At 43.4% G+C, this 25264-nt stretch carries 16 protein-coding genes; 13 read left to right on the forward strand and 3 right to left on the reverse strand.

All coding sequences use genetic code 11. The features are described 5' to 3' along the window. The first annotated feature begins 11 nt into the window (after positions 1-11). The 8 genes from nusG to F1644_RS16625 all read left to right on the forward strand — a co-directional run bounded on the left by nusG (position 12) and on the right by F1644_RS16625 (position 11312). Positions 12-560 (forward strand): transcription termination/antitermination protein NusG, encoded by a 549-nt coding sequence (gene nusG, locus F1644_RS16590; RefSeq protein ID WP_087420801.1) that lies wholly within the window; start codon positions 12-14, stop codon positions 558-560. 23 nt (positions 561-583) lie between these two features. Further along, positions 584-1021 (forward strand): 50S ribosomal protein L11, encoded by a 438-nt coding sequence (rplK, locus tag F1644_RS16595; RefSeq protein WP_027200807.1) that lies wholly within the window; start codon positions 584-586, stop codon positions 1019-1021. A gap of 24 nt (positions 1022-1045) precedes the next feature. Then, a complete protein-coding gene (gene rplA / locus F1644_RS16600; protein ID WP_027200808.1) occupies positions 1046-1741 on the forward strand; it encodes a 50S ribosomal protein L1 in 696 nt (231 codons plus the stop codon). Positions 1742-1770: 29 nt separating this feature from the next. After that, positions 1771-2289: a 50S ribosomal protein L10 gene (rplJ, locus tag F1644_RS16605; protein WP_087420802.1), complete on the forward strand. Its 519-nt coding sequence runs from the start codon at positions 1771-1773 to the stop codon at positions 2287-2289. Between the two features lie 42 nt (positions 2290-2331). Next, positions 2332-2709 carry a 50S ribosomal protein L7/L12 gene (gene rplL, locus F1644_RS16610; protein ID WP_018339636.1) on the forward strand — a complete coding sequence of 126 codons (378 nt, stop codon included), beginning with the start codon at positions 2332-2334 and terminating at the stop codon, positions 2707-2709. 93 nt (positions 2710-2802) lie between these two features. Further along, positions 2803-6615, forward strand: coding sequence for a DNA-directed RNA polymerase subunit beta (gene rpoB, locus F1644_RS16615; protein WP_118305291.1), 3813 nt, complete (start codon positions 2803-2805; stop codon positions 6613-6615). A gap of 73 nt (positions 6616-6688) precedes the next feature. Then, positions 6689-10933 (forward strand): DNA-directed RNA polymerase subunit beta', encoded by a 4245-nt coding sequence (gene rpoC, locus F1644_RS16620; RefSeq protein WP_087420805.1) that lies wholly within the window; start codon positions 6689-6691, stop codon positions 10931-10933. A gap of 64 nt (positions 10934-10997) precedes the next feature. After that, positions 10998-11312, forward strand: a complete 315-nt coding sequence (locus F1644_RS16625; protein ID WP_087420806.1) for a DUF3467 domain-containing protein — start codon at positions 10998-11000, stop codon at positions 11310-11312. Between the two features lie 55 nt (positions 11313-11367). Here the strand turns inward: F1644_RS16625 and corA are convergent, their stop codons facing one another. Together corA and F1644_RS16635 are read right to left on the reverse strand one after the other, a co-directional pair. Continuing rightward, a complete protein-coding gene (gene corA, locus F1644_RS16630) occupies positions 11368-12429 on the reverse strand; it encodes a magnesium/cobalt transporter CorA (protein WP_118305292.1) in 1062 nt (353 codons plus the stop codon). Between the two features lie 60 nt (positions 12430-12489). Beyond that, complete coding sequence (locus tag F1644_RS16635) at positions 12490-14028, reverse strand: mechanosensitive ion channel family protein (protein WP_209279494.1); 1539 nt, start codon at positions 14026-14028, stop codon at positions 12490-12492. Between the two features lie 393 nt (positions 14029-14421). Here F1644_RS16635 and F1644_RS16640 point away from each other — a divergent pair, with 393 nt between their 5' ends. Continuing rightward, positions 14422-16266 carry a 2-oxoacid:acceptor oxidoreductase subunit alpha gene (locus F1644_RS16640; RefSeq protein WP_087420808.1) on the forward strand — a complete coding sequence of 615 codons (1845 nt, stop codon included), beginning with the start codon at positions 14422-14424 and terminating at the stop codon, positions 16264-16266. A 2-nt stretch (positions 16267-16268) separates the two neighbouring features. Continuing rightward, entirely contained in the window at positions 16269-17285 is a 1017-nt protein-coding gene (locus F1644_RS16645) for a 2-oxoacid:ferredoxin oxidoreductase subunit beta (RefSeq protein ID WP_087420809.1), read from the forward strand. A 55-nt stretch (positions 17286-17340) separates the two neighbouring features. On the opposite strand, the gene F1644_RS16650 is transcribed toward F1644_RS16645, so the two are convergent. Then, entirely contained in the window at positions 17341-19713 is a 2373-nt protein-coding gene (locus F1644_RS16650) for a GH92 family glycosyl hydrolase (protein WP_118594357.1), read from the reverse strand. Positions 19714-19831: 118 nt separating this feature from the next. Between F1644_RS16650 and F1644_RS16655 the strand changes: the two genes are divergently transcribed. Genes F1644_RS16655 through F1644_RS16665 form a run of 3 tightly spaced genes read left to right on the forward strand, consistent with a single transcriptional unit; the run spans position 19832 to position 25206 of the window. Beyond that, a complete protein-coding gene (locus F1644_RS16655) occupies positions 19832-21985 on the forward strand; it encodes a cation:proton antiporter (protein ID WP_087420811.1) in 2154 nt (717 codons plus the stop codon). Between the two features lie 17 nt (positions 21986-22002). Further along, positions 22003-24612, forward strand: coding sequence for a hypothetical protein (locus F1644_RS16660; RefSeq protein WP_118594355.1), 2610 nt, complete (start codon positions 22003-22005; stop codon positions 24610-24612). Positions 24613-24660: 48 nt separating this feature from the next. Further along, entirely contained in the window at positions 24661-25206 is a 546-nt protein-coding gene (locus tag F1644_RS16665) for an RNA polymerase sigma-70 factor (protein WP_118305326.1), read from the forward strand. Positions 25207-25264 lie beyond the last annotated feature (58 nt).

Here is a 25264-nt window from a genome sequence, read left to right on the forward strand (position 1 = left end):
GGAGGTCTAACATGGCTGAAATGAAAAAAAGATGGTATGTACTTCGGACCATTGGAGGAAAAGAGAAGAAGGTAAAGGAGTACATCGAGAACGAAATCGCCAGTTTAGGGCTTCAGGATTACGTTTCACAGGTTTTAGTACCTGCAGAGAAGGTGTATCAGGTGCGTAACGGGAAAAAGTATAGCAGTGAGCGAAATCTTTATCCGGGTTACGTGTTGATCGAGGCCGCACTCGTTGGAGAAATCCCTCACATACTTCGTGACATCACGAATGTGATCGGCTTCCTGGGGGAAACCAAAGGAGGAGACCCTGTACCGATGCGACAAGCAGAGGTAAACCGGATCTTGGGTACAGTAGATGAACTTGCGGAACAACCAGAAGAAATAAGTATCCCTTATTTCGTTGGTGAGTCAGTTAAAGTGACTGACGGACCGTTTAATGGTTTTACCGGTGTGATAGAGGAGGTGAATACGGACAAGAAACGCTTGAAAGTAATTGTCAAGATTTTCGGACGGAAAACACCACTCGAATTAAGTTTCATGCAGGTAGAAAAAGAATAACAATTATTTGATTAAAAACAATCATGGCAAAACAAGTTGAAGCTATTATCAAGCTGCAAATTAAAGCCGGAGCTGCTAATCCTTCGCCTCCAGTAGGACCGGCGTTAGGTTCTAAGGGAGTCAATATCATGGACTTCTGTAAGCAATTTAACGCTAGAACTCAAGAGCAGGCAGGAAAGATCATCCCGGTAATTATACAGGTGTATGGTGATAAATCGTTTGATTTTATTACAAAACAACCTCCTGTTGCTATTCAACTTTTGGAAGTTGCTAAAATCAAATCCGGTTCCGCAGAGCCCAATCGTAAGAAAGTGGCCTCTATCACTTGGGATCAAGTGAGAGCAATCGCTACGGACAAGATGAAAGATTTGAACGCTTTTGAAATCGAGAAAGCAATGAGTATGGTAGCTGGTACCGCCAGAAGTATGGGTATAACCGTAACCGGTGACAGACCTTTTTAATGAACTTGTAACACTTCAAACGTAATGAGTAAACTGACAAAAAATAAGAAGTTAGCTTTAGCGAAGATCGAAGGTGGAAAAGTATATTCTATCGACGAGGCCGCACAGCTTGTGAAGGAAATCACTTTCACGAAGTTTGATGCGTCAGTTGACATGGACGTTCGACTGGGTGTAGACCCGCGTAAAGCCAATCAAATGGTACGCGGTGTATGTACTTTACCTCATGGAACCGGTAAACAAGTAAGAGTTTTGGTTTTGTGTACGCCTGACAAGGTGGAAGAAGCTAAGGCTGCCGGAGCCGATTACGTTGGATTGGATGAATATATCGAAAAATTGAAAGGCGGCTGGACCGACATCGATATTATCATCACGATGCCTTCTGTAATGGGTAAAGTAGGTGCTCTTGGTAGAATTTTGGGTCCTCGTGGATTGATGCCAAACCCGAAGAGTGGTACTGTAACCCCGGAAATCGGGAAAGCAGTAACCGAGGTGAAGGCTGGTAAGATCGACTTTAAAGTTGACAAATTCGGTATTATTCACGCTTCTATTGGTAAAGTTACATTCGAGCCGAACAAGATTATGGAGAACGCTAGAGAATTCTTGAACGTGATCAATAAATTGAAACCGGCTGCCGCTAAAGGTACTTATATCAAGAGCGTGTATCTGTCAAGTACGATGAGTCCCGGTATTCAAGTAGACCAAAAGACTTTACTTGATTAATGTAGTAATCTAAAAAGGACTTCAGTAGTATGAAAAAAGAAGATAAAAAAGTCGTAATAGAAACCTTGACGGAGCAAGTGAATTCTTACAAGCACTTGTATGTTAGTGACATTTCCGGTCTTGACGCGGTAGACACTCAGGCTTTGCGTCGGGCTTGCTTTGATGCTAACATCAAACTGGTGCAAGTGAAGAACACGTTGTTGAAAAAGGCTTTGGAAAACGCTACCAACAACTACGAGGAAATTTTTTCCGCGTTGAAAGGCGATAGTGCGATCATGTTGAGCGACACCGGAAACGGTCCTGCAAAACTGATTAAAGAATTCCGTAAGACTAAAGACAAACCGGTATTCAAGGCCGCATTCGTAGAAGAATGTGCTTATGTTGGCGAGGATCAGCTTGAATCGTTGATCAGTATCAAGTCTAAGGAGGAGTTGATTGCGGACATTATCGCAATGTTGCAGGCACCGATGCAGAATGTTATTTCCGCATTGCAATCCGGACAAAATACCATCGCTGGTGTTGTTAAAACACTTTCTGAAAAAGAATAATTTTTATAGTTTAGTAAACAAACAATTTTAAATAGTATAGAAATGGCAGATTTGAAAAAACTTGCAGAAGAGCTAGTAAACCTTACCGTAAAAGACGTAAAAGAATTAGCTGACATTTTAAAAGAAGAGTACGGAATCGAACCTGCAGCTGCTGCTGTAGCTGTTGCTGCTCCTGCAGCTGGTGGTGCTGCTGCCGCTGAAGCAGAGCAAACTGAATTCGATGTAATTCTTAAATCAGCTGGTGCTGCTAAATTAGCTGTTGTTAAGTTAGTGAAAGAATTGACCGGTCTTGGATTGAAAGAGGCTAAAGAAGTAGTTGACAAGGCTCCGGCTCCATTGAAAGAAAAAGTTTCTAAAGAAGAGGCTAACTCGTTGAAGACTCAATTAGAAGAAGCAGGAGCTGAAGTTGAACTTAAATAAAATAAAACCGGTTGGTTTTTCCAGGTTTAGAGTCTCATGTGGACTCTAAACCATTTTGTTGTTATGATTGTTTAGGTTCAAAAAAAATAATAGATGTCTTCATATAATTCAAACAATAGAATAAGCTTTGCATCGATAAAGAATCAGTTGGAATACCCTGATTTTCTTGAAGTGCAATTAAAGTCTTTCAAGGACTTTTTTCAATTAGGTACCACGCCTGAGAACAGAAAGAATGAAGGCCTTTACACGGTTTTCAAGGAGAATTTTCCTATTACTGATACTCGGAACAACTTTGTTTTGGAATTTTTGGACTATTTTATAGATCCGCCTCGCTACACGATCGAGGAGTGTCTGGGTCAGGGATTGACTTATGGCGCACCCTTGAAGGCGAAACTGAAGTTGTACTGTACAGATCCGGAACATGAAGATTTTGATACCGTTATCGAGGATGTATATTTAGGAAATGTTCCTTACATGACCCCGAAAGGTACTTTCGTGATCAATGGAGCAGAGCGAGTGGTCGTTTCTCAGTTACACAGGTCTCCCGGTGTTTTCTTCGGGCAGAGTATTCATGCGAATGGTACGAAGCTTTATTCCGCTAGAATTATTCCGTTCAAGGGTTCCTGGATCGAGTTTGCCACGGACATCAATAACGTGATGTACGCGTATATCGACCGGAAGAAAAAATTACCGGTAACTACTCTTTTACGAGCTATCGGTTTTGAAACGGATAAGGATATTCTTGAAATATTCGGTCTGGCTGATGAAGTGAATGTTTCCCGTACGGGGTTGAAGAAAGTCGTTGGTAGACGGTTGGCTGCTCGTGTTTTGAAATCTTGGATTGAAGATTTCGTTGATGAAGATACCGGTGAAGTTGTTTCTATCGAGCGTAACGAGATTATCGTTGACCGTGAAACAGTACTGGAGCCTGAGCATATTGATGCGATTGTCGAGTCAGGTGCGAAGACGATCCTTCTTCACAAGGAGATGCAAAATCTGGCAGATTATGCCATTATATATAACACGTTACAAAAAGACCCCTGTAACTCGGAGAAAGAGGCTGTATTACATATTTACAGGCAATTGCGTAGTTCGGAGCCGCCTGACGAGGCTACTGCCCGCGATGTGATCGACAAGTTGTTTTTCTCTGATAAACGTTACGATTTGGGTGACGTGGGACGTTACAAGTTAAACAAGAAATTGGGACTTGCAACAGATCCGGATATCCGTGTCTTGACGAAAGAGGATATTATCGAGATCATCAAATATTTGATTCGCTTGTTGAACGCTAAGACTGACGTGGACGATATTGATCACTTGAGTAATCGTCGTGTACGTACTGTCGGTGAACAATTATATAATCAATTCGGCGTGGGATTGGCCCGTATGGCCCGTACGATTCGTGAAAGAATGAACGTGCGTGACAACGAGGTTTTCACCCCGGTTGATTTGATCAACTCGAAGATTTTGTCTTCCGTGATCAACTCGTTCTTCGGAACGAATGCGTTATCTCAGTTCATGGATCAGACGAATCCATTGGCCGAGATTACTCACAAGAGACGTATGTCAGCCTTGGGACCCGGTGGTCTTTCCAGAGATCGTGCCGGATTCGAGGTGCGTGACGTACACTATACTCACTATGGTCGTTTGTGTCCGATCGAGACGCCGGAGGGACCGAATATCGGTTTGATTTCTTCTCTCTGCGTGTACGCTAAGATCAACGATCTTGGATTTATCGAAACACCTTACCGTAAGGTGAATAATGGCATCGTGGACCTTTCCGAGGAAGGGGTACGCTACTATTCGGCAGAGGAAGAGGAGGAGTTGGTGATTGCCCAGGCAAGTTCTGCTATCGATGAAGATGGCAAGTTTACGAATAAATGGGTAAAAGCCAGAAAAGATGCGGACTTCCCGTTGGCAGCCGGAGAGGATGTCGATCTGATCGATGTTGCTCCGAATCAGATTGCATCTATCGCGGCGTCTTTGATCCCGTTCTTGGAGCATGATGATGCCAACCGTGCGTTGATGGGATCGAACATGATGCGTCAGGCAGTTCCGATTATTTCCCCGCAATCCCCGATCGTGGGAACCGGTTTGGAGGCCAATTTGATCAAGGATTCCAGAACACAGGTTGTTGCAGAGGGCCCGGGAGTGATCGCTTTTGTTGACGGACGCAAAATTGTTGTTAAATATGACCGTACGGAAGAAGAGGCTTTTGTAAGCTTTGAACCCGATACGAAAGAATATTACCTGCCGAAATACCAACGTACAAACCAGAGTACGACGATCACGTTGAAACCGATCGTGAGAAAAGGTCAACGTGTGGAAGAAGGGCAGATATTGACGGAAGGATACTCTTCAGAAAAGGGAGAATTGGCACTCGGACGGAACTTGAAAGTGGCATTCATGCCGTGGAAAGGATACAACTACGAGGATGCTATCGTGATCTCCGAGAATATCGTGCGGAATGATGTCTTTACATCTGTTCACGTGGACGAGTATTCTCTGGAAGTTCGTGAAACGAAACGTGGATTGGAAGAGTTGACGGCAGATATTCCAAACGTAAGTGAGGAGGCCACGAAGGATTTGGATGAAAACGGAATCATTCGCGTGGGGGCTCGTGTTCAACCGGGAGATATCCTGATTGGTAAGATTACCCCGAAAGGAGAGTCTGATCCTAGTCCGGAGGAAAAATTGCTGAGAGCAATCTTCGGTGATAAAGCCGGTGATGTGAAAGATGCTTCATTGAAAGCTTCTCCTTCATTGAAAGGTGTTATTATTGATAAGAAGTTGTTCCAGCGTACGGTAAGTGATCGGAAAACGAAAGCTGCCGGCAAGAACCTCTTGGCCGAACTGGATGAACAATTCCAACGTAAAGTCGGAGATTTGACTACTTTATTGATCGACAAATTATTCGAGTTGGTAAATGGTAAGACTTCACAAGGCGTGAAGAATTACTTGAACGAGGATATTGTTCCGAAGGGAGTGAAGTTCTCTTACAAGATGTTGCAGAACATGGACTTCTTGCAAATCAACCCGAACAAGTGGACGACCGATAAGCAAAGAAATGATATGATCCGTGACTTGTTGCATAATTATATCATCAAGTACAAGGAGATCGAAGGACAAATTAAACGTAAGAAGTATAACGCTACCGTCGGTGACGAGCTTCCTTCCGGAATTATCAAGATGGCTAAGGTTTACGTGGCTAAGAAACGTAAATTGCAAATCGGTGATAAGATGGCAGGACGTCACGGTAACAAGGGTATTGTATCCCGCGTGGTAAGGGTAGAGGATATGCCGTTCTTGTCTGACGGAACTCCGGTTGATATTTGTTTGAATCCGCTGGGTGTGCCTTCCCGTATGAACTTGGGACAGGTATTCGAAACCGTGTTGGGTTGGGCCGGAAAGAATTTGGGATTGAAGTTTGCAACTCCTATTTTTGATGGTGCCTCTTTGGACGATATCAACAAATACACGGACGAGGCAGGTGTGCCTAGATTCGGAACCACCTATCTGTATGACGGAGGAACGGGAGAACGTTTCGACCAGCCGGCAACCGTGGGTGTGATCTACATGCTGAAACTGGGACACATGGTTGATGACAAGATGCATGCTCGTTCTATCGGACCCTACTCGTTGATCACGCAGCAACCTCTTGGAGGTAAAGCTCAGTTCGGAGGTCAGCGTTTCGGAGAGATGGAGGTTTGGGCTCTTGAGGCTTTCGGAGCATCACACATCTTGCAGGAAATCTTGACCGTGAAGTCTGACGACGTGATGGGTAGAACCAAAACTTACGAGCATATCGTGAAAGGTGAACCTCTTCCGACACCCGGAATTCCGGAATCATTCAACGTGTTGTTGCATGAACTTCGTGGGTTGGGATTGAGCGTTAATTTAATATAATTGTTGATTTATGATTTTAGATTTACGATCCATGTAATTGTAAATCTAAAATCTAAAATCTAAAATCTAGAATATGGCCTTCAGAAAAGACAATAAAGTAAAAAATTTTACTAAAATCGCTATTGGATTGGCTTCCCCGGAAGAAATTCTGGAACGGTCCAGTGGTGCTGTATTAAAACCGGAGACGATTAACTATCGTACTTACAAACCCGAACGCGACGGTTTGTTCTGCGAACGTATCTTCGGTCCGGTGAAGGATTATGAATGTCATTGCGGTAAATATAAACGTATTCGTTACAAGGGTATCGTTTGTGACCGTTGTGGTGTTGAGGTTACGGAGAAGAAGGTTAGACGTGAGCGTATGGGACATATCCAGTTGGTGGTTCCGGTGGCTCATATCTGGTATTTCAAGTCGTTACCAAATAAAATCGGTTACTTGTTAGGGTTACCTTCCAAGAAACTGGATACCGTTATTTACTATGAGAGATACGTGGTTGTAAACCCGGGTATCATGGGGGATTCCGGTATCAAAACGATGGATTTCCTGACGGAAGAAGAGTATTTGGATATTCTGGATAAGCTTCCGACGGATAATCAATATCTGGATGATGATGATCCAAACAAGTTTATTGCCAAGATGGGAGCGGAAGCTATTTCCATGTTGTTGGAACGTTTGAATTTGGATGATCTTTCATACGATTTAAGAAATAAAGCAAACACGGAGACTTCTCAACAGAGAAAGAACGAGGCGTTGAAACGTCTCCAAGTCGTAGAGGCTTTCCGTGAAAGTAAAGAAATTAATAAGCCGGAATGGATGATCGTGAAGGTGTTGTCTGTGATACCGCCTGAATTGCGTCCGTTGGTTCCGTTGGACGGAGGTCGTTTTGCTACTTCCGATTTGAACGATTTGTACAGACGGGTGATTATCCGTAATAATCGTTTGAAGAGATTGATCGAAATCAAGGCTCCGGATGTAATCTTGCGTAATGAAAAACGTATGTTACAGGAGGCCGTAGATTCATTATTCGATAACTCTCGTAAATCCAACGCGGTTAAGATTGAAAATAACAGACCGTTAAAGTCTCTTTCCGACAGTTTGAAAGGTAAACAAGGGCGTTTCCGTCAGAACTTGTTAGGTAAGCGTGTTGACTACTCTGCACGTTCGGTAATCGTTGTAGGTCCGGACTTGAAGATGCACGAGTGTGGTCTTCCGAAAGATATGGCGGCTGAATTGTATATGCCGTTTATTATCCGTAAGCTAATCGAGCGTGGTATCGTGAAGACGGTGAAGAGTGCCAAGAAGATCGTGGATCGTCGTGATCCGATCGTTTGGGATATTCTTGAAAACGTGTTGAAAGGTCACCCGGTATTGTTAAACCGTGCCCCGACCCTGCACCGTTTGGGTATTCAGGCATTCCAACCGAAATTGATCGAGGGTAAGGCAATCCGTTTGCACCCGTTGGCTTGTACCGGATTCAACGCCGACTTCGACGGTGACCAGATGGCCGTACACTTACCATTAGGTAATGAGGCCGTGCTGGAAGCTCAGATTTTAATGTTGTGTTCTCATAACATTTTGAACCCGGCTAACGGTGCGCCTATCACTGTGCCTTCTCAGGATATGGTACTCGGTTTGTACTATATCACGAAACCGAGAAAGGGCGTGAAGGGTGAAGGATTGAAGTTCTATTCTCCAGAGGAAGTGATTATCGCTTTCAACGAGAGAGCCGTAGACTTGCATGCTGAAATCGAGGTGAAGATTGATAACGTGGACAAGGACGGTCAACCGATCAGGCATATGATCAAAACAACGGTTGGTCGTGTGATTTTGAACCAGTTCACCCCGAAAAATTATCCTTATATCAATACGTTGATTACGAAAAAAGCGTTGCGTGACATTATCGGTGACGTGTTCAAACGTTGCGGTGTGGACGTGACGGCTAAATTCTTGGATGATATTAAGGATTTGGGTTATCGTAAGGCATTTGAGGGAGGTTTGTCTTTCAACTTGGGAGACGTTATCGTTCCAGAGAACAAACAAGATTTGTTACAAGAAGGATATGACCAAGTTGAAGAGGTAATGGCGAACTATAACATGGGATTCATTACCAATAATGAAAGATATAACCAGATTATTGATATTTGGACACACGTGAATGCGAACCTGACCGCCACGTTGATGAAACAATTGGCAGCGGACGACCAAGGATTCAATTCTATCTACATGATGTTGGATTCCGGAGCCCGTGGATCTCGTGAGCAGATTCGTCAGTTGGGAGGTATGCGTGGATTGATGGCAAAACCGCAGAAATCAGGTGCTACCGGGGGACAGATTATCGAGAACCCGATCTTGGCGAACTTTAAAGAGGGACTTTCGGTGTTGGAGTACTTTATTTCAACCCACGGAGCCCGTAAAGGTTTGGCCGATACTGCGTTGAAGACTGCAGATGCCGGATATTTGACTCGTCGTTTGGTTGACGTGGCGAACGATATCACGATTACCGAGGAAGATTGCGGTACGTTGAGAGGTATTACCATTTCGGCTATCAAGAATAACGAGGAGATCGTGTCTTCTTTGTCAGAGAGAATTTTAGGACGTGTTTCCGTGCATGATATTTATCATCCGAATACGGGTGAATTGATCGTAGCTTCAGGAGATGAGATCACGGAGGTAGTTGCCGATATTATCGAGAACTCCCCGATCGAGCGTGTTGAAGTTCGTTCTGTATTGACTTGCGAGGCGAAGAAGGGCGTTTGTGCTAAATGTTACGGGCGTAACTTGGCTACCAGCCGCATGGTTGAGAAAGGTGAGGCTGTCGGGGTTATCGCTGCACAGTCTATCGGTGAGCCGGGTACTCAGTTGACATTGAGAACCTTCCACGTGGGAGGTACTGCGGGAAATATTTCCAGCGAAAACTCTTTGAAAGCGAAGTATGATGGTTACGTTGAGTATGAAGAATTACGTTCTGTTGAGTACACGCAAGATAACGGAACGACCTGTGACGTGGTTGTAGGACGTTTGACGGAGTTGCGTATATTGGATAAGAACACGAATATTATATTGATTTCTCATGCTATCCCTTACGGTGCTAAGTTGTTCGTGAAGGATGGACAGGAGATCAGCAAGGGTGAATTGCTTTGCGAATGGGACCCGTTCAATGCTTTGATCATTACCGAATTCTCCGGTACGGTTGGGTTGGAAAACTTGATCGAGGGTGAAACCTATAAGGAAGAATCCGATGAAACCACTGGATTTAGGGAGATGATCATCATCGAGTTCCGTGACAAGATGAAAGCGCCTGCTTTGTGTATCAATGATGCGGAAGGAAACACGGTGAAGAGTTACAACTTGCCGGTAGGCGCCCACATTGTCGTGAAGGAAGGAGCTGAGGTTGTTGCCGGTAGTACCATTGCCAAGATTCCGAGAGCTGTTGGTAAAGCAGGCGATATCACGGGAGGTCTTCCGCGTGTTACCGAGTTGTTCGAGGCTCGTAACCCGTCGAATCCGGCCGTTGTATCGGAAATTGACGGTGAGGTAACTTACGGTAAGATCAAACGCGGTAATCGTGAAATTATCGTGACATCAAAAGCCGGAGAGGTGAAGAAATATCTGGTTTCTTTATCAAAACAGATTTTGGTGCAGGAGAACGATTATGTACGTGCTGGAACCCCGCTATCTGACGGTGCAATTACCCCGACTGATATTTTGAATATCGAGGGACCGATTAAGGTTCAGGAGTATATCGTGAACGAGGTACAGGATGTATACCGGATGCAGGGTGTGAAGATCAACGATAAACATTTCGAGATCATTGTACACCAGATGATGCGTAAGGTATTGATCCAAGATGCCGGAGATACGAGATTCTTAGAGAATCAAGTGGTGGATAAGAGTGAGTTCATGGAAGAAAACGATGCAATTTACGGTAAGAAGGTCGTACTGGAAGCCGGGGATTCGGATCGGGTGAAACCGGGACAGATTATCTCTGTACGTATGTTGAGAGATATTAACTCACAATTGAAACGTAGAGACTTGAAAGTGGTAGAGGCTAGAGATGCTGTACCCGCAACTTCAGCTCAGGTATTACAGGGTATTACCCGTGCTGCATTGCAGACGGCAAGTTTTATTTCTGCCGCATCATTCCAGGAAACCACGAAAGTATTGAATGAAGCTGCAATTTATGGTAAAGTCGATCCATTGGAAGGCTTGAAAGAAAACGTGATTTGCGGTCACTTGATACCGGTGGGAACAGGTATGAAAGAATTTAGAAGTCTGATTGTAGGTTCTAAGGCGGACCTCGAAAGGATGGAAAAATAAAGAATAGATAGAGGCGCCGCAGGGCGCCTTTATTGTTTGTATAAACTATTAACCAATGACTATTATGGAAGAGAAAAAACAACAATTTGATATTGAATTAAATCGAGATGTCGCACAAGGAACTTATTCGAATCTGTCAATTATTTCTCATTCTTCCTCCGAGTTTATTATTGACTTTATCCGTATTATGCCGGGGATGCCCAAGGCTGAAGTGAAAAGCCGTATTATTTTGACCCCGGAACACGCGAAACGTTTGTTACTGGCATTACAAGATAATGTTCGGAGATTCGAGATTGATTTCGGGAAAATCAATTTACCGGAAGGCGGCCCTATGGCTCCCATGTTCCCGGTGGATTTGGAACCGCAGGGACAAGCTTGATAATTTTAGATTTTAGATTGTGTGATAAAAATCTAAAATCTAAAATTTGAAATTATTAGAGCCATTTTTTTCTTTTGAAGTAGAGGAGCATGGTGATGGTGATGACCACCATGATGCCCCAGAGGATAAAATAGGCGTAGTGGTGTTTTAGTTCTGGGATATATTCGAAGTTCATTCCGTAGATACCGGCGATGAAAGTAAGTGGGATGAAAATGGTTGAAAAGATTGTCAACACTTTCATAACATCATTTTGTCGGTTTCCAATATTAGTTTGATAGAGATTTATTTGATCGGAGACCATGGAATAGTATATCTCGATGGCTTCTTGGGCTTGTACAACCAGATCGTCCAAATCATGTAAATAAGTGTACGTGTTTTGGTTTATCAAGGGTGAATCACAATTTATGAAACGAGTTGTGACTTCTTTGAACGGGCGTACATTTTTTCGGATGTATGAAAGTTCTGTTTTATAGTGGTAAAGGTCTTCTACGACTTTAACGTCCGCCTCTAAAATTGTTTTACCGCGTTCTTCTATGGCAGCTCCTAGTATTTCCAGGTTAATGATGTAGCTATCTACCAGCGTATCCAGTAGTGCATAACAGAGATAATCCGTTCCGAAAGAGCGAATGCGGGTTTTCCCGTCGTATAGGCGTTTTTTTACATCCTTGAAATAATTGGCATCTGTCTCCTGAATGGTGATCAGGTAATGGGAACCGACAATAAAAGAGAGTTGTTCCATGTGAACAATCCCGTCGTCTTTACCGAAATAGAAGGATTTGGCAATAATATATAAATGGTCGGATTCTTCACTGAACCGGGGGCGTTGATCCGTGTTTAGAATGTCTTCCAGAAACAAGGAAGATATATCGAAAGCCTTTCCCATGTCTGCAATTAGTTTCGTGTTTTGCAGACCGGAAATGTTGATCCAGGTCATGTGGTCGTTGGATACTACATTTACAATGTTTTCCATGGTTTCGGGAAAGAACTCTTTAATTCCTTCTGAAGTGTATTGAATCACCTGAATGGAGTTTTTCGTCATTTTTTGTTTGCCGATGAAGATCAGGGAGCCGGGTGCGGCTCCTTGTGATTTCGTGCGGTCTTTGAGGAAACGGGCCATGTGCGTGCGAATTAAAAGTTAAAAACTAAAAGATAAAAGTTAATAACTAAAAGGTAAAAGTTATTTCGAGTCCGAGTCTGCCGGTTCTATTTTCAGTTTTATAGGGTTAGAACTGTCACCCCAGGTTAGTGTACGGTACGGGAAGGGGAATTCCACGTTTTTAGCGTCGAATACTTTTTTCAGACGACGGCGATATTCCCGGCCAACGGCCCATTGTTGCATGGGTTTTGTCTTGATAACAAGGCGAATGACCACGGCACTATCGGCAAAGTCGTTTACCCCGCTGATGGCCACGGGTTCGAGCATCATTTCTTTGTAAACAGGGTCATTGAACATTTCGTCTCCGACTTGTTGCATGAGCATGACGGCATTATCCGTGTCTTCCTTGTAACCGATCCCGATTTGCAGGACAATGGCAGACCATTCTTTGGTCATATTGGAGAGCGTGTCTATTTTCCCGTTTTGGAAAATGTGTACGGTGCCTGAACTATCTCGTAGAGTAACGGTTCTTAATTCTATTTTTTCAACCAATCCTTCCGTTCCGTTAATTACCGCCCAGTCTCCGGTGCGTAGCTGATCTTCCAGTAGAATAAAGAAACCGGATATGAAATCCCTGACTAATTCCTGGGCTCCGAAACCGACGGCTAACCCGACAATTCCGGCACTGGCCAGAATAGGGGCTATGTTGATATTGAATTTCCCGAGTAGGATTAGCAAAAAGATTACCCATAGGAAGATTCTTCCGATGCCATATATGATTCCTGTGAGTGTGTTAATTCGTTTTTCTGCCTCGTTGTTGTCAATATTTTCAGCTTTGTAGGCTTTGTTGATAGCGAGCTTTTTCATTTTTCGGGTTGTGAATCGTAAGGCTCGGAGTAATGAAACGAATAAAATAATAAGAATCACGATTGATGGAAGTTGAATAACACACCAAGTAATTAGTTTTGTCAGCATTTCATTCCAGAATGTTGCCGTGAAGACGGCTGGAATCTGCTGAGATTCTTTCGTGTTCCAAAATACGACAACCCCGTCGATCTTTGCACTGTCCGGGATGTTCTTTGCTATGATTTGGTTCGTGTTGTTGTCCCACCATGAATCATCCAAAGTTGCTTTGTTGATTAAGAAACTGGTGCTGACTTTCGGAACGGAAACAACAATCTCTCCCGAGGCGGGAAGATAGTCGATGTTGTGATAAGCATCCCGTATTTGTCCCAGGTTGGAGTTTAGGCCGATTCCTTCCGGTGTTTTGAATGACGTGTCCCGGATGATGATGCGATTAATGAATGAACTGGTATCTCCGGCAACTTCCGGAGTCGCTGTGAATAATAGTTTCCCGTTTGCATCATACACATTATAGTCATCAAATTCCTGATTGAAGAACCCACCTTTGTTTTTGGTGAGTTTGATTTGTTTCGCTGGGAATATAGAGTAGAGCTGATGGATGTTCGTACCTCTTGCAATTGTTCCTACATGGGTAGAACTGATGGTGTAAGGATTTCGTGAATCATCCGGATTATCAATGAAATCGGTGATAGATGATTTCTTTCCACAACTTATCAGTACAAGTAGCAGGCAGAGTAGAATCAAATGGTTTTTCATAGTAAGTGTATTTTAAATAACTTATAGCCGTGTAGGTGTTTACTTGATAAAATTATACAAAACTTATTATCTATACAATTTAAAGACTGATTTTGTTCCATATTGAAAGAGATTTTATCGCTGGAATTTTCAATCGTAACAAGAAAGTAACCGAAAAACGACGGAAAAAGATGTGTTGTTTAGAATTGTTTTATTTTATTTGTGTCGAAAAATATGTTTTTTGACATGCTCTGACTTGATTGTCAAGGCAATATCTGAAAAGAAAAAAATACTGATACAAACTTGTTTAGATATTTCTATTGGCTACCTTTACGCATGTTTTACAACATAAAATTTGCGTGATATTATAGAATATAATTTATAATTTAATATTTAAGAACAAGTAACTAAGTCATGAGTGAAAAGACAGAAGTTATCGACAAAAAAGACATTGTGATTCGTTTCTCGGGAGATTCGGGAGATGGAATGCAATTGACCGGCCAGCAATTCTCGGATGCTGCTGCTTTATTTGGAAACGGTGTATCAACGTTTCCGGATTATCCTGCTGAAATACGCGCCCCGCAAGGTACGGTTGGTGGTGTTTCCGGGTTCCAAGTACATATTGGGAATGATCCCATTAAAACTCCGGGTGATTTTGCAGACGTGCTCGTGGCGATGAATCCTGCCGCTTTAAAGGCTAACTTGCGTTGGGCAAAAAAAGGTGCAACGATTATCGTGAACTTGGATGCATTTACAGACAAGAACATTGAAAAAGCCGGGTATAAAGAAAACCCGCTGGAAGATGTAGTCTTGCAAGATTATAACGTGGTCCCCGTGAAGATCACGACTTTAACGGAAGAGGCTTTGAAAGACAGTGGTCTGGATCAGAAGTCTATCGTTAAATGTAAAAATATGTTCGCTCTTGGTATGATTTACTGGATGTTCGACCGTACGGTGGATCACACGAGAGATTTTATTAACCAGAAGTTTGCCAAGAAACCGGAGATTGCAAGTGCTAACGTGAAAGTGTTGGAAAGTGGTTTTAACTATGCTTCTAACGTTCATGCTTTGGCTGTACACTTCAACGTGGCTCCCGCTCAGATCGAGAAAGGACGTTACCGGACGATTACCGGTAATAAGGCTACGGCATGGGGATTCCTAGCTGCTGCTGAAAAAGCGAATTTACCTTTGTTCTGCGGTTCTTATCCTATCACTCCGGCAACTGATATTTTACAAGAGTTGGCGTTGAGACGTGATTTAGGCGTGAAGACCTATCAGGCAGAGGACGAGATTGCCGGAATTTGTACTTCTATCGGTGCAAGTTACGTGGGTAATCTGGCCATCACGACAACTTCAGGTCCCGGTTTGGCCTTGAAGAGCGAGGCTGCCGGTTTAGCCGTAATGGCGGAGTTACCATTGGTAATTGTTGACGTACAACGTGGTGGTCCTTCAACCGGTCTTCCCACGAAAACGGAACAATCCGACTTGTTGCAGGCTCTTTACGGACGTAATGGTGAAAGCCCTATGCCTGTTGTAGCTGCAAGTACCCCGGGTAACTGTTTCGACTATGCTTTCTGGGCTGCTAAAATAGCTGTAGAACACATGACTCCGGTTGTCCTGTTGACAGACGGGTTCTTGGGTAATGGCGCTCAACCGTGGAAGATTCCTTCATTGAAAGATTATCCTTCTATTACCCCGAGAGTGGCTAAAGAAGGTGATGATTATAAACCGTATGCACGTGATCCGGAGACTTTGGCCAGAATGTGGGCTTTACCGGGAACGAAAGGTTTGGAACACCGTATCGGTGGTTTGGAGAAGGTAAATGTAACGGGAGAGATTAGTTACGTGCCGGAAAACCATCAAATTATGACGGATTTACGTGATGCTAAGGTGGCTAAGATCGCTGACAGTATTCCTCAACAGGAGATTTTCGGAAATCAAGATGGTGGAGATGTTCTTGTTGTTGGATGGGGTGGTACTTACGGTCACTTGTACTCGGTCGTTCGTGAATTGAGAGAAGAAGGTAAAGACGTGAGCTTGGCTCATTTCAACTTTATCAACCCGCTTCCGAAGAACACGGATGAGGTTCTTGGTAAATTCAAGAAGATTATCGTTTGCGAGTTGAACTTGGGACAGTTTGCTCAGTATTTGAGAGCTAAATTCCCGCATTACACGTATTATCAATATAACAAAGTGGCCGGATTACCTTTCACGGTAGTTGAGCTGAAAGAAAAAATAACCGAATTATTAGGAAAATAATCATGGCAGAACAATATACACCGAAAGATTTTAAGAGCAACCAGGAGATTCGTTGGTGTCCGGGTTGCGGTGACCATGGTATCATTAACTCCGTACAGAAAGCCATGGCTGAATTGGGGTACCCGAAAGAATCGTGGGCAGTTATTTCCGGAATCGGATGTTCTTCCCGTTTCCCCTATTACATGAATACTTATGGTTTTCATACGATTCATGGACGGGCTGCTGCTATCGCATCCGGAGCTAAAAGTGCTAATCCGAAATTGAATGTCCTTCAAGTTTCCGGTGACGGTGACGCTTTGGCTATTGGTGGTAACCACTTTATTCATGCTATTCGTCGTAATATCGATATTACCACTTTGGTGTTTAATAACGAGATTTATGGGCTAACGAAAGGACAATATTCTCCGACCACGAAGTTGGGTACGAAAACTAAAACTTCTCCTTACGGGACAATCGAAACTCCGTTTAACCCGGGAGAGTTGGTAATCGGTGCGCAAGGAAGATTCTTCGCTCGTACGTTGGATATGAATATCAACTTGAGTGCAGAAGTTATCGAGGCCGGTGTGCGTCATAAAGGTACTGCTGTCGTGGAAATTCTTCAGAATTGCGTGATCTTTGCTGACGGGGTTCACTCCGCTATCACGGATAAAGAGATGAAGGAAGAGCGTCAATTGATCTTGAGACATGGCGAACCGATGGTTTTCGGAAAGAACAAGGATAAAGGTATCATGTTTGATATGAAGGCCGGTAAGTTGAAAGTTGTTGAGATCGGTAAGGATGGTATCACGTTGGATGATATTATGGTACATGATGCTCACAGCGAAAATCCTTCTATGCATTGGATGCTGGTACACATGAAAGCTCCGGAATATCCCGTGGCTTTAGGTGTGATCCGTGACGTGGAAGGTACGACTTATAATGATGCATTGGATGCCCAGATTGAGAACGTGAAGGCAAAATCTTCTATCCATTGTGTTGAAGATTTATTGAACAGCGGAGACGTTTGGGAAGTAAAATAATGGTTTTTAATATGTAGAAAAGTCCGAGTTTAAAGCTCGGACTTTTTTGTTTTGTTTATTTGGAATGGGGCATGGATGCAATTCCCCAACGGGTATTGGGGGTAGAATCCATTTGTAGTTTCAAGTGTCCGCCGTTTATAATTTCCCGCCGATAGAACCAGCAATCTTCTAACGGTTGCCCGTTGAGTGTTGCGGACTGCACGTAATAATGATCGGGAGCATTGTTTTCTGTTTCAATCACGAGTGTTTTACCGGAATAGTACCGGGGATCGAGTTTGATCGTGATTTTGTGGAATTTAGGACTACCGATTTGGTAAGAAGGGGTGATGTTGGTTCCTCCCTGCACGTCGAATAAGCCCATGGCAGCCATGACATACCAGGCTCCTAATTGTCCTTGATCTTCGTCCTGTCCGTAGCCGTAACCGTGTTCCGGTGTGGTTCCGTAGAACTCATCACAGATTAACCGGGTGTATAGTTGTGTCAACCACGGTTTGCCGGAATAGTTGAATAGCCAAGCATCGTGTAGGCAGGGTTGATTTCCTTGATTGTATAATTTCTCGACACCGGAAAAACTATCAATCTCTTTTCCTCCACCAAACTGTGTTTTCCGGGATTCGATAAATGTTTTTTCCAGTCTTTCGTTGAAAAGATCGATTCCCATGAGGTTTATCAAACCTTGGATGTCATGGGGAACATACCAAGTGTATTGTGCGGCATTTCCTTCTTGGAATCCTTTCCAACCTTTCAGAGGGTCGAAGTCTTTCATGAAACTGCCATCCATTTCACGGGGACGCATATATTTTGTTTCCGGGTCGAATAGATTTTTGTAGGCGTACGAGTATTGTATGAGGGTGTCGTAGACAGCTGTTTTCCCGAGAGCTTTGGCCATTTGTGCCGCCGCGTAACAGCTGAAGGCGTATTCCAGCGTGTGGGATGCCCCGAAGTTGCAGACCCAGTTATTGGGATACAGATAATCTTTCAAAGGAACAAAGCCTTGTTTGATAAAGTATTCATTGTCGTATTTCCCGTTCCCCATATCCCGTCCTTTGTATTCTAGTTCGTTTTTACAGATGGCACTCCAGGCTGTTTCTATGTTGAAATCACGAATTCCGGCTTGATAGGCGGCACATATGATTAATCCTTGGAAATTGGTTTGTACTCCGTTCGTGTATACTCCGGCAGCCTCCCCGTCGTGTAACCAACCGGAGTTTTTGAAAAAGTCCAGATTTGATTTTATGTAGCTGGAATATATTTCAGGATAGGCTAATGTCCATATTTGGGTGAGGTTCCAGAAACCGCCCCACATCCCGTCAGTATTGTGATGGGAATAGAGCGGAATTCCGTTTTTGTCCAGAGGGATCTGGCCGATCGTTTTATCATGTCGAATGTATTGTCCGTTTATGTCGTTGGCAATTCCCCTGCCGAGTAGGGCATGGTAGAGCCCGGTATAGAATTTGGTTTTATCTTCCGGGGTTCCGCCTTCTACTTGGATGCGACCGAGCATTTCATTCCAAATTTGACGGGCGGCATTTTTCACGTCATTGAAACTTTTGTCGGCAACTTCTGTATCTCGATTGTTACGTGCGTTTTCAATGCTGGTATAGGATAGACCGACTTGCATTTGTACCTGTTCATGCGCTTTTGTCGGGAAGGTGAGATATAGCCCGCATCCGGGACCTTTTACCGTGTTGGAGTTTTCTTGTACCTTCTCGTCAATAAATGTTCCTATTGTTTGCGGTTGCTTGTCCAGTTTGGCGGCAAAGTAGATTTTTATTTTCCCGTCCGGCTGGCAGAATGTGGCATAAATCGGGTAGTTTTCCACCCATCCGGTCACTTCGTTAGTTTCCGGATGATACGTGACTTCTGCATCCGTGATGGTGGCACTTTCTCCTTGTTTATGCCCGATGTCAAACAGTATTCTTGACGTGGCGGATTGGGGAAAGGTATAGCGGTGAAAACCCGTCCGGGTGGTTGCCGTGATTTCTGCTTTGATATTGTAATCCGTGAGAGTTACGGCGTAATAACCGGGAGAGGATATTTCTGTTGCCTTGTCGATGCGTGAACGATACCCGGAATCCGGATCTTCTAATGTACCCGGTAAGGTTTTTAATTCCCCGGTGGTAGGAATCGTTACAACGCCCCCGATTTGGAACTCGTGAAAATGGGCGAATCCTTCAATGGAAGAATGTCGATCATCATATCCACAGGGTAACCAGCTACCATAGCTACCGTAGGCATTCGTGGTCGGGGCCAGTTTGGCCATTCCCATGGGGAGTGCGGCCGGGGTATAGAAAAACCAACGGCCATGTACCGAGCCGATTTGCGGATCTACCCAATCTACCGGTTGTTTCTTTCCCGGGGAAGATTGGCACGAGTAAAAAACTAGAATTAATAAACATAGGCTAAAGAGACGGGTTGTAGTTTGCATCTTATTTTTAGGTTAAGGTGATTTCGCTGACAAATTTATCTTTTTTTACTTCTTTATTCATTAAAAAAGAATAAATTTGTAATGTAAAGAGTAGAAACCCGGCTAAAATATTCCTTTTATGTTGAATCTGAATATACTAAGTGTTACATTACCATTAACGAATCCCGTGTTAATCTTTTCTGTAATCCTTTTTATTATTCTGTTTGCCCCACTTGTATTACATCGTTTTAAGATTCCGGATATTGTCGGTCTGATTATTGCCGGTGCTTTGATCGGGCCTTACGGCTTGCATATCATGGATCGGGATAGTAGTATCGTGTTGTTCGGGACAGTGGGTTTATTGTATATCATGTTCGTGGCAGGGCTGGAAATTGATATGGCGGATTTTAAAAAGAATAGTAAACGGAGTTTGATATTCGGTCTTTACACGTTCTTTATCCCGATGATTTTGGGAACATTTGCCGGGGTTTATTTATTGGATTTCTCTTATCCTACTTCCATTTTATTGGCGAGTATGTTTGCCTCTCACACGTTGGTGACTTATCCGATCGTGAGTAAATATGGAATCACAAAGAATCGGGCGGTCAACGTGACGATTGGCGGGACCGTGGTGACTTGTTTGCTGGCCTTGCTCGTGTTGGCGGTTATCGTGGGAATGTCCACGGGAGAGTTGACTCAAGGGTTCTGGATACGTTTGGGTGTATCAACGCTCGTGTTTGCTTTTATCGTGCTTTGGGGATTTCCTTTTGTTGGACGCTGGTATTTCAAACGATATGATGATCGCGTGGGGCAGTTTATATTTGTTCTGGGCCTTGTTTTCTTTGCCTCTTTCTTGGCAGAGGCGGCAGGGTTGGAGGCTATTATCGGGGCATTCTTGGCGGGATTGGCATTAAATCGTTTGATTCCGAATACGTCGGCATTGATGAACCGGATTGAGTTCGTGGGGAATGCTTTGTTTATTCCGTTTTTCCTGATCGGGGTCGGAATGTTGGTGAATTTTCACGTGTTTTTGTATGATTTGACCACGATATGGGTGGCTGTTATCATGTGTGTGGTGGCAACCGTATCGAAGTTTATCCCGGCTTGGCTGGCACAAAAAAACTTCCGGTTTACGGCTTCTGAAAGGACATTGATTTTTGGATTGAGTAATGCTCAAGCGGCGGCTACTTTGGCGGCAGTTCTGGTGGGGTATAACGTTATTTTGGGGACAACTCCGGAAGGAGAACCGATTCGTTTACTGAATGAAAGCGTGTTGAATGGTACGATCGTGATGATTTTGGTGACCTGTATTATTGCCTCTTTTGCCACGCAGAAAGGAGCGCAGGAGGTGGCTTTGGCCGAGTTTGCAGAAGATGAGAGCGTGGATAGTGAAGAAGTAGAAGATCGCATTTTGATTCCATTGAGTAATATCGAGAATGTGGAGGAGTTAGTCAGTTTGGCTGTAACGATTAAATCCAAAAAGGCGAAAGCCGTGATGACGGCTTTGAACGTGATTCAAGCGGACGAGGGAGACAGTATGGCGGAGAAGAAAGCGAATCTGTTACTGGAAAAGGCAACGAAAGCTGCTGCGGCAACAGATAACGAGTTGGTGACATCCTTGCGTTATGATGAGGATATTGTAAATGGTATCAAAAATGCCACGAAAGAGCATAAGATAACTGATATTGTACTGGGACTTCGCAAAGAAGGGGTCATTTCTGATACCTTTTTGGGGAACCTGACAGATCGGGTATTATCAAAATGTGCCACGACTACATTAGTTTACCGTCCGGCACAGCCTTTATCCACGATAAAACGTTACGTTGTGGTGGTACCGTTCCGGGCAGAGAGAGAAATCGGTTTCCCTTACTGGGTAATTCGAGTGTGGAATATGGCTAAGAATTCAAATAGTAAGATCGTGTTTTATGCCGATACTGCCGTGTTGAATGTGTTACAGGATATACATGCCAAGCATCATATCGAGGTTGAGTTTAATGAATTCAATAATTGGGATGATTTTCTGATCATATCCCGTGATATAAAAGAAAATGATGCTTTGATGATCGTGATGAGTAGAAGGAATTACCCCTCTTATTTGAGAAATATGACGATGATCCCGACTTATTTGAACAAGTATTTCTGTAAAAATAGTTGTATTTTGGTTTATCCGATGCAGATAGGTATTGGCGAACAGGAGTTAGGTGCGTTAAAGAGTATACCTCATGCGGATTCTCATGACAGCCTGGATGATCTGGCGGATGTCTTGAGAGGGTTGTTCAAGAGAAATAAATGATTTAATTCGTTTGTCCTATGAAAAAAGTGATCGTTCTTTTGGGTATTATTTTGTTGGGATATGCTTTTAACGAGTTTTCTCCTTTTGAAAAGAAGTTGATCACTAATTTTACGGCACAGATCCGGGAGTTGCAACAGGAAAAAGTGTACCTGCACACGGATAAAAGCGTGTACACGGTGGGAGATAAGTTGTGGTTCCGAGCTTACCAAGTACATGCGGCTGCGGTGTTTCCTATGGTTTATAGTCACTATATTTATGTCGATTTGATCGATCGACGGGATTCCGTGATTCAGCGGGTGAAAGTTGCTGAACGGGATTCTTGTTTTTTCGGGCAGATCGAGATCCCCAAGGATTTGCAGCAAGGGGACTATTCTTTGCGGGCTTTTACGTATTATATGCAGAATGGAGGGGAGGATTATTTTTTCAAAAAGAAGATCCGGGTGATTAACCCGAAAGATTCAAGGGTATGGACAGACGTGACATACACGAAGAATCGGGAAAATAATTACACGGCAACGATTCGTTTGTCAGACGGGCAGGGAGAACCATATAGCCGGACATCGGTAACTTATATTGCCGGGGTGAAGAAGGATCAGTATTCGGTGAAACCGGCCCGAACGGATAAAGACGGGAAGTTTGAAGTGAAGATTGATACCACGATGAAAACAATCGAAGTGGAATTTCGGGATGGACAACCTTTCCCGTTTAAACGCTATATTTATATCCCCTCACAATTAAAGGATTTTGACGTGCAGTTTTTCCCGGAAGGAGGAAATTTGTTATCGGGGAATTTTCAGCAAGTGGCGTTTAAGGCTATCGGGGCTGACGGGAGAGCCGTGGAGGCCTCGGGAGATGTGTATCAAGATTCGATCGTGATTGCTACGGTTCATACTCAGCATGACGGAATGGGAAAATTCCGTTTGCCCGTGAATCCGGGAAAGAAGTTTTATGCCGTGATGAAAACGGAGGAAGGGGTTGAAAAACGATTTGATTTGCCCGAAGTTTCGGAGACAGGATGGGGACTTTCGGTTAGCCGGAAGGATTCAATTTTGAGTTATCGGGTGATCAAAGGAGAGAATGCTATATTGCCGGAGGAATTGTACACGGTAGTGCATTGTCGGGGTATCGTTGTCGGGATGAATCGGGTAAATGGTTTGCAAAGGGGAAGTGTGAATTTGAATATTTTGCCGGAAGGGATCTCGCATATTGTGTTACTTGACTCTGCGGGAAACGTGTATAGTCAACGATTATTCTTCGTGAAACGCAACCAGCGTCCGGAGTTGAAAATTACGACAGATAAGCCGACGTATATTGCCAGAGAATTAGTGGAAATGGAGATTGATTTTGAAGAGGCATATAAAGGCGTGTTAGATGGATCGTTTTCAATATCCGTGACAGATGATCAAAAAGTGGTGCAGGATTCTTTGGAGGACAATATTTTATCCAATTTGTTATTAACTTCGGATTTGAAGGGATACATTGATAACCCGGCTTATTATTTCAATGATACAACACCGGAGGTTGAGGATAATCTGGATTTGGTGATGATGACACACGGGTGGACTCGTTTTGATGTATCCAAGTTGGCTAAGGGGAAGTTTAATGATTTGAAATACCCGTTGGAGGTCGGGCAGGCGGTTTCCGGTAGAGTGAATAATTTCTGGGGGAAAAAGTCAAAGGGGGCTAATATCGTGTTAATTTCAAATTATGGGTTGTGTCGGATGGTGGAAACGGATGAGACGGGGAGCTTTTTGATTGACGGTCTGGCTTTCCACGATAGTACTTCATTTTTAGTGCAGGCATTGAGCGCAAAGGGACGTCGAGGCGTGACCGTGAATATAGATCAGGATGAATTTTTACCCCCGCATTATACGTTGCCTAACACGTTGGAAGCGAAGAAAGAAGAGGATGATTTTTATAAGAAGTTCGGGCAGGATTACTATTACGAGAACGGGGAGAAAGTATATGTGCTGGATGAGGTACTCGTGTCCCGTCGGAAACAGAAAAAGAGTTATTCTTTTTACGATAACATTGCTAATCATCAGTTGGATTCGGCCCGTATTGCTGAAAATTCAGCTTTGGATATAACTTGGATCGTGCAGCAGTTGCCCGGGGTGACGTTTGAAAAAGATGATGATGGGGAAGATTGTTTCAAACAGTTCGGGCGGAAATTGTACGTTTTGGTAAATGATTTTGAAGAAACGATGGACCAGATTCGTTTGATCCCAACGGGTGCTTTGCGGAATATATCTTTGTTGGATCAGATGCAAGGGAAAATCTTTTTTGGAGATCGGGGAGCTAACGGAGTATTAATTATCTCCGCGGAACCGGGGTGGACACCGAAGGATTTGGGGCGTCCCAATGTGTTACCTTTTAAAATCATGGGCTACCAGATCCCGGATGAGTTCTATGTGCCGAAATACGAGATTGATTCCGTGCGTCGGGATAATCGTTATGACGAACGCTCGACAATTTACTGGCAACCGGTTGTCAAGATCAGTAAAGATGCCCCGGCTAAATTGTCTTTCTACACGGCAGATACGTACGGAAAATATTCTATTATCGTGGAAGGAATAACTTCAAGAGGAGTGATTTGTCGGAAACGTGTTCCCCTGATATTGAAATAATTCAAAATTTATTTGCATATTTGCCATTCATAGAGATGGATGATAGGTATGAACAGGAATTATTGTTTTATATTAACGAATGGGACGCAGCTTGATTTCAAGCAAGTGTTCGATCAATATTTTAATTCCTTGGTTCTTTTTGCTGATCGTTATTTGGGAGAGCGAGAAGAGAGTGAATCTCTTGTACAGGATGCTTTTCTGGCTTTATGGGAAAATCGACTGGAGTTTCCGGATGAACTTTCCGTGAAGGCGTATTTATATTCTACGGTGCGGAATAAGGCTTTGAATGTGTTGAAACATCGTAAGATTGAGCAACATTATATGAATGAAATTCTTCAGGACGAGGATGCGGAGCTTTATTATATGAGGTCGGTAATTGAAGAAGAAACACGCCGGTTAATTTTTACTGCCATTGATTCTTTACCGGAACATTGCAGAAAGGTGTGTCTGTTGAATCTCGAAGGAATGGATAATCAGGAAATTGCGGAAGAATTGCAGATTTCTCTGAATACGGTAAAATTTCATAAAAAGAACGCTTACAAACTATTACGGGATAAATTGAAAGATCAATTTTATCTTCTGTTTCTTATTTAGAACATTCTTATTAAAAAGAGCGATTTTTTTAAGTTTTTCACTACCCGCTTTTTTATTT

The sequence above is a fragment of the Butyricimonas paravirosa genome, assembly GCF_032878955.1.
Lineage (GTDB): Bacteria > Bacteroidota > Bacteroidia > Bacteroidales > Marinifilaceae > Butyricimonas > Butyricimonas paravirosa.